The sequence below is a fragment of the Pseudomonas sp. LBUM1648 genome, from assembly GCF_059716145.1.
Map to the genome: position 1 here is coordinate 1,333,095 of NZ_CP166808.1, position 15,567 is coordinate 1,348,661.

Genomic DNA, 15,567 nt, shown 5'->3' on the forward strand with positions numbered 1-15,567 from the left:
GGGCTTCGGCCCCGACTCCAAAGGATTCGAAACATGAGCAAGACTCTTCACGGTACCGTCGAAATCAAGCTCGATGACGAGACGTACACGCTCCAGCCAACGCTTGGTGCGGTTCGGGCGATCGAGGCTCACTTCGGTGGATTGCGCGGTGCATCTCAGGCAATCAACGCCCTCAGCATTGACGGTTGCGCGGTGATCATCGCCGGCGGCGCAGGCTTGAAAGGCAAGGCAGCCGAGGCGGTCGCCGAGCAGGTGTGGCAGACCGGCGTGCTGGAAGTTTCGGTGCAGTTGAATGCCTATCTGGTGGCGCTGTACAACCCGAAAGGCCCTGACGCGGGAAAGGCCAAGCCGGCGGCGTAAGTGCCGTAGAAGACGGCAGCTATGTTGACCGGCTCTACGCGGTGGCCACGGGCTGGCTTGGCTGGTCTCCAGACCTGGCCTGGCGTACGCCGATGCCCGAACTCTTCCTGGCCATGGACGCCAAGATCGAATGGGCACAGATGACGAACCCCTTCGGTGGCGGAAAAACGAAATCCAAGGATGGCAAGACATCGCCTTCTGCTGTGGCTGACAAACTGCGGCAGGCGCTGACTGGCAGGAAAGTTGGGTGACGCCAGCAGTTCACTTCCTATTTTGCTAACCTCCCTAGGTTAATTTGGGAGGTAAAAAATATGAAGTTGTCTTTTGCGGCCGGTGTTTTTGCGTGTTTCATTGCGGCAATCGCAATGGCCGAAGAGAAGAAAGTGGCACCCATTGACGCTGAGATGGGGGGCCAAGTTTACCTGTGTGGCTTGAAGTCACAGATGGCTGCGTCTGCAAAAGGAAAGCAATCAAAAACAATTAGCGATGATGCTCAGGCCTGTGCAACTGAAAGCAGAGACAAGATCAAAGCTCTCGTCAAATCAGAATACGATAAGTATCCCGACGGCGACGTTATGCGAGAGAGGATCAAGGCTCTCTACTCTGCTTATTTAAGCTATTTGGATTCGGCCATGTGGGGTCGCGACCTCACCGAAAGCAAGGAGGCCCGAGACTTCAAGGACCGCGTTAACGATTACAAGGCCGAAATCAATCTTCGGTAATGAATGAGTAAGTACAGCCCGCTTCGGCGGGCTTTTTATTGTGCGGAGAAAAGCATGGCAGACACAGACGTTCAAGGGATGCTGGTCCGCATCGAGGCGACCACCGCGCAGCTCCGTCAGGAAATGGCGCGCGCGGATTCCAGCGTGGCCCAAGCGTCTGGGAAGATAGATAAAAGCCTTGGGCGTATTGATGGGGCTTTTGACCGTGCTGGCGAGCAGGCTGTGCATGCTTCCGGCATGATAAAGAGTGCTCTGGCCGCCGCCGTTGGCGCTGCCTCAGTCGGGAAAATCATCGAAGCTGCCGACTCGTATGGCCAGATGTCTGACCGGATCGGTATGGCCACCACCAGCGTTGGCGAGTACGACCAGGTGCAGGGTCGTCTGCTGGAGACCGCCAAACGCACCTATCGTCCACTGAGCGAGGCTCAAGAGCTTTACATCCGCACAGCTGACAGTTTGAAGTCGATGGGCTACAACGCCAGCCAAGCGCTGGATGTGATGGACAGTTTCAGTTTTCTGTTGGTGACCAACTCGGCATCAGCTGACAAGGCCAGTGCGGCCATCGATGCTTATTCAAAGGCACTGCAAACCGGCAAGGTTGAAGCTGATGGCTGGCAATCGATCCTTGCAGCTATGCCGACAGTGGTTGACACAATCGCGAAGTCTACCGGTAAGACCACCGAGGAAATACGTAGCCTTGGCGCCCAGGGCAAGCTCAGCCTGGATGTGCTTACCGAGGGCTTACAGAAGTCTGCCGAAGCCAACGGGATTTTGGCTGATGGCATGAGTGTGGCGGTGCGAGACGCGGTGCAGAATCTGTCGAACGCCTTCACCGTTTACGCGGGGCGCCTGAATGAAACGACTGACTTTGCTGGCGTTTTGGCCAGTGGCATTAGCGTTCTGGGCGATAACTTCCAGACCTTGGCCGATGTGGCCCTTGTCGCCGCGATTGCCGCCCTAACCCGGTACGGAGTGACCTCCGCTGACTCCGCCGCGGTGGCTGTGTATTCAGCGTTCAAGGATGCTGCTGCACGCAAGGCACAGGCTGCCGCTGTTCTGCTCGCCGCACAGGCCGAGCAGCAGAAAGCTCAGACCTCGGTGTTTCTCGCTGAAAAGGAGGCCTTGGCCGCACGCGGTACTGCAGTTCAGACGCAAATGTCTATTCAGTTGGCCGAAGCTCGGATGGTTGAGGCGCGAGCTACGAACGCCGTAGCGGTCGCACAGGCGGGGGTGAGCAGAGCCGGCGGCGTAATCATGGGGGTTCTCGGAGGGCCGCTCGGTATTGCATCGCTCGCCATCGGAGCGGCAACCGCCTTCATCACGTTGCGGGATAACACCAGCGTTCTCGAGCAAAAGCTTGGGGATCTCGGAGACCCGATTGATAAATTGATCGAGCGATTTGGGAAGCTGAATCGGGCAACTCAGTCTGTCACTCTCGACCAGCTCAAGTCGAAGGTCGAGGACATGCAGTCCGACCTCGGTCAGATGTCCGAGGCGATTGCCGACAAGTTTGAAAATGACCTGCGAAATATGGGGGGGGCTGGTGCCGACGGTCTAATGGCCGGTCTGGCGCCCTTACCCTCGGATGTCCAGGGTGCGCTAGATTTGGTGCGCAAAGCGTCAAAGGATCAGGCCGCGGGGATTGTTGTCGATTGGCTGGCGGTGGTTGAGCAGGTTCGGCTGGTGCCTGGCGTCATGACCTCGATGACTGATTCCATCAGAAATAGCCAGGGACCTGTTACCGATTTGAGTGCGGCGCTGGACGCGCAACGTGAAATTCTTGCTCGGCTTACCGGGGAGACAGATGCTAATACCGTCGCTCGCGGAAAGAACAATGCCGCCATCGCTGCAGCCGATCAGGCTGGAAAGAAATACCTTGAGCAGCTGCAAAAACAGCTAGGTGCCGCACAAGACAAAACAGCTCTTGAGGCTGCCAACCGGTTCATCGCCGAAAATACAGATCTAACTGAAGGGATGATCGTTGCCATTCGCTCGGCAGCTGCCGCCAAGGACGCGCAGAAAGCCTCAGACGATGCTGCTGCCAAGGCATTGAAGAAGAACTCCAGCGAAACAGAGTCAGCCGCGAAGAAGCAGCTCAAAGACTTCGAATCGACCGAGGAGAGCTACAAGCGCCAGATCGAGCTGATCAACACCACCGGTGACAAGCAGAAGGACGCCACAGAGGTTCAGAAGCTTTCGTTCGAGCTTCAGGAGGGGAAGCTGGGGAAGCTCAGCGAGGCGCAGAAGAAGCGGCTGATGGGTATGGCCGCTGAGCTGGATGCGCTGAACAAGCTGAAGAAGGCGAACGAGGACGATCTTAAGCTGACAGCGTTCAAGAACGCCCAGGCACTGACGACCCAAACCACGAAGGATGGCTTCGACCAAGAGCTTGCCGGCGTCGGCATGGGCGACAAGGCACGGGACCGGATGCGCGCTGACCTGGCTATGCGCCAGAAGTACGCCGCCGATGTCGCCGCCCTCAATGAGCAGCGCAACACCGATCAGATCGCCCCAGAACTGTATGCGAAGCAAACGCAGGTCCTTCAGGATGAGCTGAACAAGCGGCTGCTGGCGCAGGAGAACTTCTACGCGGCGACCGATGAACAGCAAGCCAACTGGATGAATGGCGTCAACGAGGTGTGGGCCAATTACGCCGATGCTGCGCGGGACTACTCGGCACAGGCTGCGGACATCACCAACACTGCACTGGGCGAGGCCACCGGTGGGCTGGGCACGTTCTTCTCGGATGTGGCCAGCGGCGCAGAGGATGCCGGTGACGCGCTGGGCGACATGATTGGCAACTTCGCCAAGTCGATGCTGAAGGCTTTGGGCGACATGGCGGCGCAGTGGCTGATTTACCAGGGTGTGCAATTGCTGGTAGGCAAGTCTACTCAGGCAAGCGCTGCCGGTACCCTCGGTGCCAACGCGCAAGCCATGTCTCTGACAGCGGGTCTCAACGCCTTCGCTTCGACCGCGGCTATTCCTATCATCGGCCCGGCAGCGGCGCCGGCGGCAATGGCTACGGCGTTGGCTGTTACCGGCCCTCTGGCCTCGGCTGTTGGTATGACCGCACTGGCGGGCATGGCGCACGATGGTATCGACTCGGTGCCAGAGGACGGCAGTTGGTTTTTGCAAAAGGGTGAGCGTGTAACCACCGCTCAGACCAGCGCGAAGCTCGACGCAATGCTGTCTCGGATCGACAACGGGCTGTCTGGCGCTCAACCGCAAGCGCAGATCGGTGAAGGTAGCTTAGAGGCCGCTGACAATGGGCGAGCGGCAATGGTTGGCTCTTACGCCCAGTCGGCGCCGGACAGCACTACACAAATCGTGTTTAACGCCCCAGTCAGTGTGCAGGCCCAGCCCGGCATGACGGATCAGCAGGCGCAAATGCAGGGCGAATCAATCAGTGCCGGTCTTGAATCCAGCTTCGGTCAGTTCCTTGACCGGGAAATGCGTCAAGGCGGACGGCTCTGGAGGCGTACCTGATGGCCGAAGTATTCATTTATGACGTGCAGTTGGGCGCCGATGGCGACGTTTCGCAGCGGACCTGGGAAAACGAGTTTGGTGACGGTTACATCCAGTCGGGTGGCATCGGTATCAATACTAAAAGTCAGGCCTGGAACCTGACGCACACCGGGGCGATGGAAGAGGGTGACGAGCTGCCCTTGGTCTGGGCGTTCCTCGATCGCCACGAAGGGTACAAGTCGTTTTTGTGGACGCCGCCGGGAGGCGTTCAGGGGCGTTACAAATGCAACGGGTACAAGCCTCGCCCGCTGGGAAACGGTTTGTTCACGCTGACCTTTGTGTTCAAGCAGGTTTACACCCCCTGACCTACCGAGTTGATGAGCCCCGCCAAGTGCGGGGTTTATTGTTTCTGGAGCCTTATGAATTACAACGCCGATATTCAAAAGCTGGAGCCGGGCAATCAAATTCGTCTGTTCGAACTGGACGCCACACGCCTGGGCGCAAACCTCTGGCGCTTCCATGGCCACGCCCAAGAGGGGGACATCATCTGGCAGGGACAGCTTTATTCACCCATGCAGATCACGGCCAAGGGATTCGATATTCGTGGCGATGGCCGGCCTGCATCTCCGACGCTACAGGTGGCGAACGAGTTGGGCGGCGTTCGTGGCGCACTCACTGCGCTGTGCTTGCAGTTCCGTGATTTGGCGGGCGCAAAGGTCAGGGTCATTGAGACATTCCGGCACTTTCTGGACGCAGCTAACTTCCCTGACGGCAACCCCACTGCCAGCAACCAGAGCAAGCTGAATCTCTGGTACATCGAACAAAAGACCAGCGAGACATTCGAGTCGCTGACCTTCGAGCTCTCGGCACCCACAGACATGGAAGGTCAGATGTTGCCCTCCCAGCAGATCACCAAGCTCTGTCGCTGGGCTTGTCGCGGCGGCTACCGGGGCGAGGCGTGCGCCTACATGGGTACTGCAATGTTTACGAAAAAGAACGAACCGACCGACAACCCGGCGCTCGATCGCTGCGGCGGCTGGTGGAGCAGCTGCAAGCTTCGTGGCAATACCCGTCGCTTTGGCGGATCCATGGGCGCGAGCCTGATCGCATCATCGAGGTAGCTATGCGGATCAATCAGAAGTTGCAGGCAGAGATCCGAGGTCATGCGGAGCTCGTCTATCCAGCTGAGGCGTGCGGTGTGCTGGTCGGCACGCTCGACGGCCGGGTTTATGTACCGTGTCGCAACAAGGCAAAGACCGACCGAGAGAATTTTCAGATCGATGAGCATGATCTGGCCGCTGCCGAGGATCTCGGCGAGGTGCTGGCGATCATACACAGTCACCCGGACAAAGCGCCGGCGCCGAGCATGGCTGATCGCGTGAGCTGTGAATTGCATGAAATACCGTGGGGCATCGTGGGTTGGCCCGGCGGTGAATTCGAATGGTTTAAGCCGGTCGGCTTTAAGGCGCCGCTGCTAGCCCGCGACTTCTCCCATGGGTTGCTCGACTGCTGGGCAGCGTGTCGTGATTGGTACGCTCGAGAGGCCGGCTTGGTGCTGCCAAATTTCGAACGCCACGACCTATGGTGGGAGGAAGAAAACGGCCCCAGCCTCTACGAAGACAACTTCAAGGACGCCGGCTTCTACCAAGTGGAGAGTGCGCAACGCGGCGACATGCTGGTTTTGCAGGTGCCGACACTCGGCCGGCCATGCTTCCATCCCAATCACGCCGCGATCTACTTGGGTGACGAACCCGCGCTTGTCAGTGAGCCCGCACCAACTCTCGGCGGTGCAGGGCCGTTCATTTACCACCACATGGCTGGGCGTCTGGCGTGCCGGGAAATCTTTGGCTGGTCACAGGCGAGCCGCGTGAAATTGATTTTGCGGCACAAGGACTACAAGCCATGACAATGACCACTATCAAGCTGGGCGGCGTGCTCGGCAAGCGGTTTGGTCGTGAATACCTGCTCGACCTATACGGCTTTCGTGATGCGATGAGCGCGTTGTGCAACATGAAGCCCGGCTTCGAACAGTTCCTGCGCAGCGCCGAAGAGCGCGGCCTTGTGTTTGCGGTGTTCATCGACGAAAGGAATGTTGGCGAGCAGGAGCTTGACCTCAAGCCGACGGCGCAAAGCGTGATCCGCATCATGCCGATTATTCAAGGAAGCAAGCAGGCCGGTATGTTTCAAACCTTGCTCGGCGTGGCGCTGGTCGTCGCCGGCTTGTTCACCGGTGGCACGACCTCCACGCTGGGCATGGGTTTGCTGGCCGCCGGCGCCGCCGTTGGCTTGGGCGGCGTGGTGCAGATGCTGTCTCCGACGACCAAAGCCAACACCAGCGACAAGAACGAGGACGGCAACAACCCGAGCTACGGCTTCGGCAGCGCCGTCACTACCATCGCCCAGGGCAATCCATACCCGCTGCTCTACGGAGAGCGTGAGATCGGCGGCGCCGTCGAGTCTGGCGGCATCTACACGCAAGACAACATCTGATCCCTCGGTAACACCCACAACCCGCTTCGGCGGGTTTTTGCATTTATGGAGATCCCGGAATGGGTGCAGTAGCGAAAAGAAGCCAGGCGGTGATGGGTGCCAAAGGTGGCCAAGCAAAGCAGAAGCAGCCGAGCATCGCTTCCAACAGCGTCCCTTCAATCGCCACTGCTCGCATTGTTTATCTCTGGAGTTGGGGGCCGATCGTCGGGCCGGTGAATGGCTTGCAGTCCGTGCGTCTCGATGGAACGCCGATTCAGGCGCAGGACGGGACCGTCAACTTCCCAGGAGTGAAATGGCAGTTCCGCTCGGGCGAGCTCAACCAGGCTCGCCTTGAGGGCGTATCCGAGTCGAGCAACGAAATCGCCGTTGGCCAGGAGCTGCTGACCACGGCGCCTTGGTTGCATAGCATCAACAACGCAATGATCGACGCCATACGCGTTCGCTTCAGTTGGCCGCAGCTGCAAAGCCAAGATTCCAGCGGCAATATCAACGGCGTGCGGATTGAGTATGCCGTTGACATATCCACCGACAACGGTCCTTATGTCCAAGTCCTGACCTCGTTTGTTGATCGGAAAAACATCACCAAATACGAGCGGTCACACCGCATCGAATTGCCGGATGGAGGCCGCTGGACAATCCGCGCCCGGCGCCTGACGCCTGAGGCGAATAGCTCGTTGGTACAGGACGGCATGGTTGTCGAAGCGGTCGCCGAGGTTGTCGACAGCGACCAGGAATATCCGCTCACTTCGGTTGGCTGCATCGAGTACGACGCCCAGCAATTCGGTGGCGATATCGCCAAGATTGCCGTGCTGATGCGTGGGCGCATTGTGCGGGTGCCGACCAACTACAACCCCGAAACGCGGACCTACGCCACCGGCGGGACCGGTACAAGCAATGGAGTTTGGGACGGCACGTTCAAAGAGGCTTACACCAACAATCCAGCTTGGGTCTTTTATGATCTGGTGCTGCATCCCTATTACGGGCTGGGCGAGCGTATCGACGCGACAATGGTGGATCGCTGGTCGCTGTACCGCATCGCGCAATACTGTGACCAGATGGTGCCGGACGGTAAAGGAGGTCAAGAGCCGCGCTTCACCTGCAATCTGTATTTCCAGAAGCAGGCCGAAGCCTATGCCGTGCTCCAGGATCTGGCCTCGATCTTTCATGGACTGGCCTACTGGGACGGCAGCCAGATTGTCGTCAACGCCGATATGCCGGGCGATCCTGCGTTCAGCTACAGTCCGGCACAAATCCTCAACAATGGCGCTATTCAATACGATGGCACCCGCTGGCGTGATCGCCACACCAACGCCATGGTGTCGTGGGACAACCCCGCACAGGGCTTTGAGACAGACAAGGAGCCAGTCTTCGACGACGAGGCGCTGAGCGAGTTGGGCTCGGTGCGCGAGCTCGCCGTGGACGCGTTCGGCTGTACCTCGCTCGGCCAGGCGCAACGCGCCGGCCAGTGGGCGCTACTCACCGAACAACTGCAAACCCGGGGCGGGACCTTCCGCGTTGGGTTGGACGGCCAAATCCCTAAGCCTGGAAAGGTGATCGCCGTCGGCGACCCTATGCTGGCAGGCCGGGCGAATGGTGGGCGCATCTCGTCGGTCAATGGCCGGGTGATCACACTCGATCGCGACGTGGTCATTCCCACCGGCGCCCGCCTGATGTTGAACCTGCCGAGCGGAAAGTCGGAGGGCCGCGTCATCAAGTCGTTCGCCGGCCGCGCCGTCACCGTAATGGCCGATTACAGCGAAGTGCCTGAGTCGGAATGCGGCTGGGTGATCGACTTCGACGACCTGAAGGTCATGCAGTTTTACGTGCGCAACGTCACGCGGCCGGAGTGGCATCAGTTCCAGCTCGAGGTCGTTCAGCACGAGCCGAGCAAATTCGACGCGATCGACTTCGGCGCTGTCGTGGATACGCGGCCAATCAGTGGCATCCCGGTCGGGACGCAGGAAGCGCCAGCGCGCGTGCTGCTCAGCCAGCACGTTGTGATCGAGCAGGGCATTGCCGTCACCAACATGACGATCGCGTGGGACGCCGCACCCGGTGCCGTTGGATATGACGTCGAGTGGCGGTGGGGCGCGCGCGAATGGATCAAGGTTCCGCGGACGGGCGAACTGGCAGTGGACGTGCGCGGTATCTACTCCGGTCAATACTTGGCCCGGGTGCGAGCCGTCAGCGCCATGAACGTTTCATCGATTCCGACGAACTCGGTTTTGACTGACCTGCTCGGAAAGACTGGATTGCCGCCGGCGGTTACCCACTTGATCGCCACACCACTGCTGTTCGGCATCAATCTGCGGTGGGGCTTCCCTGAAGGGGCGGAGGATACTCAACGGACGGAGATCTGGTACGGGCCGTCGACCAGCCTGGAAGCTGCGACGAAGCTCGCAGATCTGGCCTACCCGCAAAAAGAGTACGCATTGCAGGGGCTTCGCGCCGGCGTGACGTTCTTCTTCTGGGCTCGCCTGGTGGATCGTACCGGAAACATCGGCCCGTTCTACCCGGTTGGCCTGGGCGTGATGGGGCAATCGAGTGCGGACGCGTCGGCAATTCTGGAAATGATCGCCGGGCAGATTGGCGAAACAGAACTTGGCCAGGACATTCTCGACGAAATCAACAAGATCCCTGGTCTTCAGGATCAGATCGACGCGCTCGACGGGCTCAAGGGCTACGACCCTGAAGCCACCTATGACGAGTACGACCTGGTGGTGCAGGGCAAGCGGATCTATCAGGCCACCGGCCCGGTACCGATCGACACTCCACCGCCGAATCCGTCGTACTGGCTGGACGTAGGCCAAACAGTGGAAACGGCGAATGGGTTAGCTCAGCAGGTGGCAACCAACACCACTGAGATCAAAGAAATCGATGGCGTGGTCACGGCGCAAGCGACAGCATTCCAGGCGCTGCGGGCCTCCTGGCGTGATGACGACGGGCAGGGAGATCTCGATGGCGCTCTAAAAGAGTGGGGAAGTACGGCCGCAATCGCGAGCGAGGAGAAGGTAAGGGCGTCGGAGAATCTGGCGCTCGCACAGAAAACCGAGACTCTGTCTGTAGCGGTTGGAGAAAACGAGGCAAACGTTACCGATCTCCGGCAGGTGGTGGCCACCGACCGAGAAGCCACCGCGCAGGCAATCACCCAGGTGAACGTGAAGGTCGGCGAGAACAGCGCTGCCATTCAGGAAACATCGACCGCCTTCGCGAACACCGACGGTAAGTTGTCGACAATGTGGTCGGTGAAGATGCAGGTCACGGCGAATGGACAGTACGTTGCGGCCGGCATTGGGCTTGGGATTGAGAACACCGGCGCCGGCCTTCAGAGCCAGTTCCTGGTGAGTGCGGATCGGTTCGCCATCGTCAACACAATTGCCGGTGGCGCCATTTCTGTGCCCTTTGCAGTCCAGGGTGGCCAAGTGTTCATGAACTCTGCCTTCATTCAGGACGGCAGCATCACGATGCTGAAGATCGGTCAGTACCTCCAGTCCGACAATTACATTGCCGGCACTTTGGGCTGGCGCTTGGATAAGGCGGGGAACCTAGAATTCAACGGCCCTGCGCCAGGAGGTGGACGGCTGACGATGACCAATCGGGCTATCAAGGTATACGACCAGAACGGCGTTAAGCGTGTGCAGTTGGGAGATCTTGACGCATGAGCCATGGAATGCGGATATGGGGTGGCGATGGGGCGCTCCAGATTGATGAAAATTCCTTCACCGTGCGCCCTGTGATTTTGCAGGTTGTCTCGTTCTCGTCGCCGGCAAAGCAGGTTCAGACCTTCGCTGTACCTGCTGGCTGTAATTCGCAAAATTGCGTTGCGACAGTCGTGCCGATAGGCGCTTGGAATTCATTTCAAACGCAGTTCGAAACATTGATGAGGGATGACGGATTTGTCGACGTGTACAACTACGTCAGAGGCTGGGGAGGTACAGAGGTATCCGGCGGTTCTATGCATCTTATGGTTGTGAGGTTTAAATGACTTACGGTCTGAGCTTTGTCAATCAGAGCGACGTAGTTGTCGTTGATAGTGAAGTCGCAAGAATGTGCGTAATGGCTTCGGGAAGCTTGATCAATAACTCTGATAGCGTTAATAGCTCGACAAATATGTTTGCAAGTCCGATCACTACGCAGGAGCCGCCTTTCATCTTTGTAAGGCCTGATGCCAGCTCACTTTATACCGATGTTCGGATATTAGGCTCGCCCGGTTCATGGACGGGTTTCTATCTCATCAGTCGCGGCGCTGCTGGTTTTGCTCCCGGAAAATGGTTTTCCTGTTCGTTTAGCTCCCAAGCCATTGCCTCCTTTGGGTTGAGGCTATGGGACGGATCGGCCAAAGTGATTTTCGATTCGGGTACGCCGGCCGCGATATTCACCCAGGCCGCGCAAAGCTGGACGTATGTAAGAACGGAACTTAGCTCGCAAGGTATATACACAAACTATTACAGCGTGCCCAATAGCATTGGCCCGAATGATTATCTGATGGTCAATAACTTCAGCATGAATCTTCTTCCGAACAGAACGATAGTCTGTAGCTGGAATGTGGCCACGGGAGCGTTATCAGCGCTAACTCAGGCCGCTAACAATCCATTCATTTTTAATATGCCCGCGCTGTTTGCAAAGAAAATCTCAAATTAACCTCGAAACAATCAAAGGATAAAACCATGCCCTGGTACAAATCAGGAACGGTCTCTGTTGCCCAAAATTCGAACGCGGTTATCGGCGTCGGCACAGCGTTTTTATCGAACGGCCGGGTGGGTGACGCATTCCGGGGGCCAGATGGCGGCTGGTATGAAGTCACCAACATCGCCAGCGACACGGCCCTGTCGATCTCTCCGAATTACCAGGGCGCGACCGCTGGCGCTGGGGTGTATGCAATCGCACCCATGCAGGGATACGTTAAGGAATCCGCTGATGCGTTGCGGGCGCTGGTGAACCAGTTCGGCGGCGTATTGGCAGTGCTGGGTAATGATCCGACTCTGGCGGGCGTCCGGAGTGCACTCAACCTCTCCAACACCGACGGCCTTAGTGAAGGCGCAACGAACAAGTACTTCACCGAAGCGCGGGTTCGGGCGTCACTGCTGACTGGATTTACCCTGCCCGGCGCGTCATCCGCCGTAGTTGCGACTGATACGCTGCTCGCCGCACTGGCCAAGCTTCAGTTCAGCAAGGCAGGCAAGGGCGTAAACACGGACATCAACGAACTCACCGGCCTGACAGTGCCACTCTCTCGGGAGCAGGGCGGCATCGGTGGCGCTCAAGGCTTTATCGAAGGTTTGACGATGACGTGGTCGTCTGCGACCTCGATCGCGATCGGGGCGGGTAGCGCGTACGTTCCAGCGGCAGGAAAGGTGGTAGCTTATGCCGGCGGAAGCATTACGCCGGCGGGGGCAGCCAACAGCTTTATCCACCTCTACCTCACTTCTGCCGGCGCCATTGAGCAGAGCCCCGCCGCTCCGGTTCGCTACTACAACCAGGCTCATCAGAAGACGAGTGATAGCACCCGTCGATACATTGGCTCACTACTTGTTCGAGCCACTGCCAATCAGATATACAAATTCGACCACCATCCGGAGCAAGGCTACGTCTCATACAAGCATGGCGACCCGCAGACCGTGCCGTTCATTCTTCTGAGCGCCGCCGCAGGGGTTGCGTCCTTCTCTACGAGGCCTTGCACACCGGTGACTGCCCATACGCTTGAGGGTGCTTGGCAAAATCCCGGTACCGGGTACGCGCAGTTCACGCCTTCTGATGCGGGCACGTCCATTACTTCAGGTTGGACGGTCTTTGTTCAGGCTGGACCTGTGCTGAATGCAAGGTGCGCTATCTCAGCGGTTGACGGCTCGATCACTTATCAAGCATCGGGCGCCGCGAGAGCATCCGTCTACTGCATCGGCTATTACTTCGACAGGTGAAAACATGCCCTACGCAATTACCACGACCGGCTGGAGAGCCATTAACCCCGACATGGCGTTGATGGAGGGCGAAGCGTATGTCGATGAGATTCCCCAATCTCTGATCGATGCGATCGCCGCGCAGGATCTACTGCGTGTTACGACGGCTGATCTGAACACCAGAACACGCCTCGCCACAGCGCAAGTAACTGCTCTTCAAAGCCGCGTCGATGCAATCAATGACGCGATTAACGGAGATTACGCTTTGCCTGAGGAGGTCGAAGAAAAACCATTGCGCGTTTCCGCGCTGGCCGACTGGAAGAAATACCGCGTTCTTCTAGGGCGCGTGACGGGCCAGCCAATTTGGCCGACCGATCCGGCGTGGCCCGACCAGCCGGATCCGTACACCGAAGAAACGGCTGTCGCCCGCGTGAATCAGTCCTGACTTGATTGATGCGCCAAATCGCACCCGCCATCGAGCGGGTATTTTTTTGCCTGGAGAAAGCTGATGAGTGTTACCGAGAAAGATCGAGACGTCCTCGCCCGAACGCTGTGGGGAGAGGCGCGCGGCGAAGGAACTGCTGGCCAGATCGCGGTGGCTTGGACGATCCGCAACCGCGTGTTTGATGGAAAGACCAATTCATGGTGGGGCGAGGGCTACGCTGGCGTCTGCCAAAAGCCATACCAGTTCAGTTGCTGGAACAAGACCGACCCAAACTATCAGTACCTGATCGGCGTGAAGCAGATCCTGTTCCGCGAACTTGCGCAATGCCGGATCGCCGCTGACCAGGTGATCGACGGCAAGGCGCCAGATCCTACCGGCGGCGCCACTCACTACTACGCCACCAGCATCAAGGCGCCTGCGTGGTCGGCGAAGGCGAAGCAGACGCTCAAGCTGGGCGGTCACGTATTCTTCAAGGATGTCCCATGACGGCCTTTCGCAGGCTGTCTCGCGCGCTGGCGACTACCGATGAGGGAAGTCTGTGGTTCGAATGCCCAGGCTGCGAGATGGTGCACCGGATCATGCACGGACCAGGCCCAGAGCCACGTTGGGGCTGGAATGGAAGTTTGGATCGACCAACGTTCACGCCTTCAGTGCTGGTGCGTTATTCATGGCCTGACGGGGAGCGAGTGTGCCATTCGTTCGTTACCGACGGCCGCATTCAGTTTCTCGGCGACTGTACGCACGCGCTGGCTGGGCAGACGGTGGATCTGCCTGACTGGGAGGACGAGCAATGCCAATAGCAATCCCGTGGAAGTTAATCGGCGTGCTGGCGCTGGTGCTAGCCGGCTTCGGCGGCGCCTGGCAGTTTCAGGACTGGCGCTATGGGAAGCAGTTGGCCGAGCAGGACCGGTTGCACGCCGAAACCCTCAATCAACTGACTCAGGCTGCGGCGACAGCGCAGCAGGCCGAGCAGGACAAGCGGCTGGCACTTGAGCAGCGGCTGTCGGCCAGCGAGCAAATCCACTTCAGGAAAATGAGTGATGCCCAACGTGATCAAGATCGCCTGCGCGATCGCCTTGCCACTGCTGATGTCCGCCTGTCAGTCCTCCTCGATGCAACCGACGTTGCCAAAGGTTGCGGTGTGCCAGCCACCCCCGGCGCCGGCGGCGTGGATCATGCAGCCGTACGCGCCCGACTTGACCCGGCGCATGCTCAACGAATTATCGCCATCACAGACACCGGCGACCGGGCGCTGATCGCGCTGCAGGCGTGCCAAGCGTATGTTCGGAATGTGACACGGTGACGGCTTGTTGTGCTGAAAACTATTTAGGGATAAGGGCGATTAGTTGGTCATAGAATGTTTCGGGTGTGAGCTTGATGGTTACATCGAGGAAATCTTCCTTGGCGATCCATTCATTATTGATGTAATGAAAATACTGAACGCCGTCGAAAAGGCCATCAATTTTTATAGAGTACTGTTCGTCAAGGACGTTTGGCGAAATCGACACTTTCTTGCCCAGAACAGTTACGTCAAGGGAGGTCAGGCTCAGACCTCCCAGGCTCACCGATGGACCTATCAACGCCTGAATTCCACTTACCTTTGGAACCCAGTTACGTATCTCTAGCATCTTATTGCCGATCAAACTTTTGAACTCAACAGCTTTCGCCTCCTTGTCTATCTCCGCGCTTCGCGTTTTTTCTTCAAAGCGCTGTAATGCCTGAATCAAGTCTTCCTTGCTCGACATGTTTTTTCCTCTGGTGGGTTTCTTGTGTGCGGGCGCAGGTAGTGCGCTGCGGCCATTTGTAATTTGGAGCTCCTTTCGGCCATCCGAAAAGCTGTCTAAAACTAGCTCACTCCATCCCGGTTTTACTAGGGAGAAACGCAAACAAATGACAGTAGAGTTTTAGACAGAAAAATTCCGAAAGCCGCGTGCTACGTGGCTTATGCACTGTTCAAGCCCATACTGCTGCATCATCGGAGTGTGGGAGGACAGGTCGGAGACGGCTTTATTCATCGGATTGTCAGGCAACTCGTTCAAAGGTGTAGGGCAAAAGCGGGGCATCCGCCGGGCTTTTCCGCGATGGGCGCAAGATTACCATGGCGGTCTATCCGACGCAGGCATGACGGCCCGCTGACACTTTTGCCCATGATTTGTGTGTTTATGCACAATTTATGCAAATCAGCATT

General features: G+C 58.1%; 16 protein-coding genes. 15 read left to right on the plus strand and 1 reads right to left on the minus strand.

What is annotated here, in order from left to right; all coding sequences use genetic code 11:
* The first annotated feature begins 33 nt into the window (after window positions 1-33).
* The 15 genes from ACA043_RS05965 to ACA043_RS06035 all read left to right on the plus strand — a co-directional run bounded on the left by ACA043_RS05965 (window position 34) and on the right by ACA043_RS06035 (window position 14,682).
* Window positions 34-360, plus strand: a complete 327-nt coding sequence (locus tag ACA043_RS05965; RefSeq protein ID WP_497658799.1) for a hypothetical protein — start codon at window positions 34-36, stop codon at window positions 358-360.
* A gap of 92 nt (window positions 361-452) precedes the next feature.
* Window positions 453-611: a hypothetical protein gene (locus ACA043_RS05970; RefSeq protein WP_497658800.1), complete on the plus strand. Its 159-nt coding sequence runs from the start codon at window positions 453-455 to the stop codon at window positions 609-611.
* Between the two features lie 60 nt (window positions 612-671).
* Entirely contained in the window at window positions 672-1,082 is a 411-nt protein-coding gene (locus ACA043_RS05975) for a hypothetical protein (RefSeq protein WP_497658801.1), read from the plus strand.
* A gap of 54 nt (window positions 1,083-1,136) precedes the next feature.
* Window positions 1,137-4,568 carry a tape measure protein gene (locus tag ACA043_RS05980; protein WP_497658802.1) on the plus strand — a complete coding sequence of 1,144 codons (3,432 nt, stop codon included), beginning with the start codon at window positions 1,137-1,139 and terminating at the stop codon, window positions 4,566-4,568.
* Window positions 4,568-4,912: a phage tail protein gene (locus ACA043_RS05985; protein ID WP_497658803.1), complete on the plus strand. Its 345-nt coding sequence runs from the start codon at window positions 4,568-4,570 to the stop codon at window positions 4,910-4,912. Before ACA043_RS05980 ends, ACA043_RS05985 begins: the two co-directional genes overlap by 1 nt.
* Window positions 4,913-4,966: 54 nt before the next feature.
* On the plus strand, window positions 4,967-5,668 hold the full coding sequence (locus tag ACA043_RS05990; protein ID WP_497658804.1) for a phage minor tail protein L: 702 nt from the start codon (window positions 4,967-4,969) through the stop codon (window positions 5,666-5,668).
* A gap of 2 nt (window positions 5,669-5,670) precedes the next feature.
* A complete protein-coding gene (locus tag ACA043_RS05995; RefSeq protein WP_497658805.1) occupies window positions 5,671-6,453 on the plus strand; it encodes a C40 family peptidase in 783 nt (260 codons plus the stop codon).
* Window positions 6,450-7,037, plus strand: coding sequence for a tail assembly protein (locus ACA043_RS06000; protein ID WP_497658806.1), 588 nt, complete (start codon window positions 6,450-6,452; stop codon window positions 7,035-7,037). Before ACA043_RS05995 ends, ACA043_RS06000 begins: the two co-directional genes overlap by 4 nt.
* Before the next feature lie 59 nt (window positions 7,038-7,096).
* Window positions 7,097-10,699, plus strand: coding sequence for a TipJ family phage tail tip protein (locus tag ACA043_RS06005; protein WP_497658807.1), 3,603 nt, complete (start codon window positions 7,097-7,099; stop codon window positions 10,697-10,699).
* A 319-nt stretch (window positions 10,700-11,018) separates the two neighbouring features.
* Entirely contained in the window at window positions 11,019-11,678 is a 660-nt protein-coding gene (locus tag ACA043_RS06010; protein ID WP_497658808.1) for a hypothetical protein, read from the plus strand.
* 26 nt (window positions 11,679-11,704) lie between these two features.
* The gene (locus ACA043_RS06015) at window positions 11,705-12,955 is read left to right on the plus strand and encodes a hypothetical protein (protein WP_497658809.1); all 1,251 of its coding nucleotides are present in this window, start codon (window positions 11,705-11,707) and stop codon (window positions 12,953-12,955) included.
* A 4-nt stretch (window positions 12,956-12,959) separates the two neighbouring features.
* Window positions 12,960-13,379 (plus strand): tail fiber assembly protein, encoded by a 420-nt coding sequence (locus ACA043_RS06020; RefSeq protein WP_497658810.1) that lies wholly within the window; start codon window positions 12,960-12,962, stop codon window positions 13,377-13,379.
* A gap of 63 nt (window positions 13,380-13,442) precedes the next feature.
* Window positions 13,443-13,865 carry a cell wall hydrolase gene (locus tag ACA043_RS06025; RefSeq protein ID WP_497658811.1) on the plus strand — a complete coding sequence of 141 codons (423 nt, stop codon included), beginning with the start codon at window positions 13,443-13,445 and terminating at the stop codon, window positions 13,863-13,865.
* The gene (locus tag ACA043_RS06030; protein ID WP_497658812.1) at window positions 13,862-14,179 is read left to right on the plus strand and encodes a ubiquitination-like system serine protease family protein; all 318 of its coding nucleotides are present in this window, start codon (window positions 13,862-13,864) and stop codon (window positions 14,177-14,179) included. Before ACA043_RS06025 ends, ACA043_RS06030 begins: the two co-directional genes overlap by 4 nt.
* Window positions 14,176-14,682 carry a lysis system i-spanin subunit Rz gene (locus ACA043_RS06035; RefSeq protein WP_497659622.1) on the plus strand — a complete coding sequence of 169 codons (507 nt, stop codon included), beginning with the start codon at window positions 14,176-14,178 and terminating at the stop codon, window positions 14,680-14,682. The genes ACA043_RS06030 and ACA043_RS06035 overlap by 4 nt, the downstream gene beginning before the upstream one ends.
* 19 nt (window positions 14,683-14,701) lie before the next feature.
* On the opposite strand, the gene ACA043_RS06040 is transcribed toward ACA043_RS06035, so the two are convergent.
* A complete protein-coding gene (locus ACA043_RS06040; protein ID WP_497658813.1) occupies window positions 14,702-15,124 on the minus strand; it encodes a hypothetical protein in 423 nt (140 codons plus the stop codon).
* Between the last annotated feature and the right edge of the window lie 443 nt (window positions 15,125-15,567).

What these genes read in the sequence shown, in the direction of transcription:
- ACA043_RS05975 (WP_497658801.1), top strand. Translation starts at nt 672, where the DNA reads ATGAAGTTGTCTTTTGCGGCCGGTGTTTTTGCGTGTTTCATTGCGGCA.
- ACA043_RS06025 (WP_497658811.1), top strand. Translation starts at nt 13,443, where the DNA reads ATGAGTGTTACCGAGAAAGATCGAGACGTCCTCGCCCGAACGCTGTGG.
- ACA043_RS06030 (WP_497658812.1), top strand. Translation starts at nt 13,862, where the DNA reads ATGACGGCCTTTCGCAGGCTGTCTCGCGCGCTGGCGACTACCGATGAG.
- ACA043_RS06015 (WP_497658809.1), top strand. Translation starts at nt 11,705, where the DNA reads ATGCCCTGGTACAAATCAGGAACGGTCTCTGTTGCCCAAAATTCGAAC.
- ACA043_RS06020 (WP_497658810.1), top strand. Translation starts at nt 12,960, where the DNA reads ATGCCCTACGCAATTACCACGACCGGCTGGAGAGCCATTAACCCCGAC.
- ACA043_RS06000 (WP_497658806.1), top strand. Translation starts at nt 6,450, where the DNA reads ATGACAATGACCACTATCAAGCTGGGCGGCGTGCTCGGCAAGCGGTTT.
- ACA043_RS05990 (WP_497658804.1), top strand. Translation starts at nt 4,967, where the DNA reads ATGAATTACAACGCCGATATTCAAAAGCTGGAGCCGGGCAATCAAATT.
- ACA043_RS05995 (WP_497658805.1), top strand. Translation starts at nt 5,671, where the DNA reads ATGCGGATCAATCAGAAGTTGCAGGCAGAGATCCGAGGTCATGCGGAG.
- ACA043_RS05980 (WP_497658802.1), top strand. Translation starts at nt 1,137, where the DNA reads ATGGCAGACACAGACGTTCAAGGGATGCTGGTCCGCATCGAGGCGACC.
- ACA043_RS05985 (WP_497658803.1), top strand. Translation starts at nt 4,568, where the DNA reads ATGGCCGAAGTATTCATTTATGACGTGCAGTTGGGCGCCGATGGCGAC.
- ACA043_RS06040 (WP_497658813.1), bottom strand. Translation starts at nt 15,124, where the DNA reads ATGTCGAGCAAGGAAGACTTGATTCAGGCATTACAGCGCTTTGAAGAA.
- ACA043_RS05970 (WP_497658800.1), top strand. Translation starts at nt 453, where the DNA reads ATGCCCGAACTCTTCCTGGCCATGGACGCCAAGATCGAATGGGCACAG.
- ACA043_RS06005 (WP_497658807.1), top strand. Translation starts at nt 7,097, where the DNA reads ATGGGTGCAGTAGCGAAAAGAAGCCAGGCGGTGATGGGTGCCAAAGGT.
- ACA043_RS05965 (WP_497658799.1), top strand. Translation starts at nt 34, where the DNA reads ATGAGCAAGACTCTTCACGGTACCGTCGAAATCAAGCTCGATGACGAG.
- ACA043_RS06010 (WP_497658808.1), top strand. Translation starts at nt 11,019, where the DNA reads ATGACTTACGGTCTGAGCTTTGTCAATCAGAGCGACGTAGTTGTCGTT.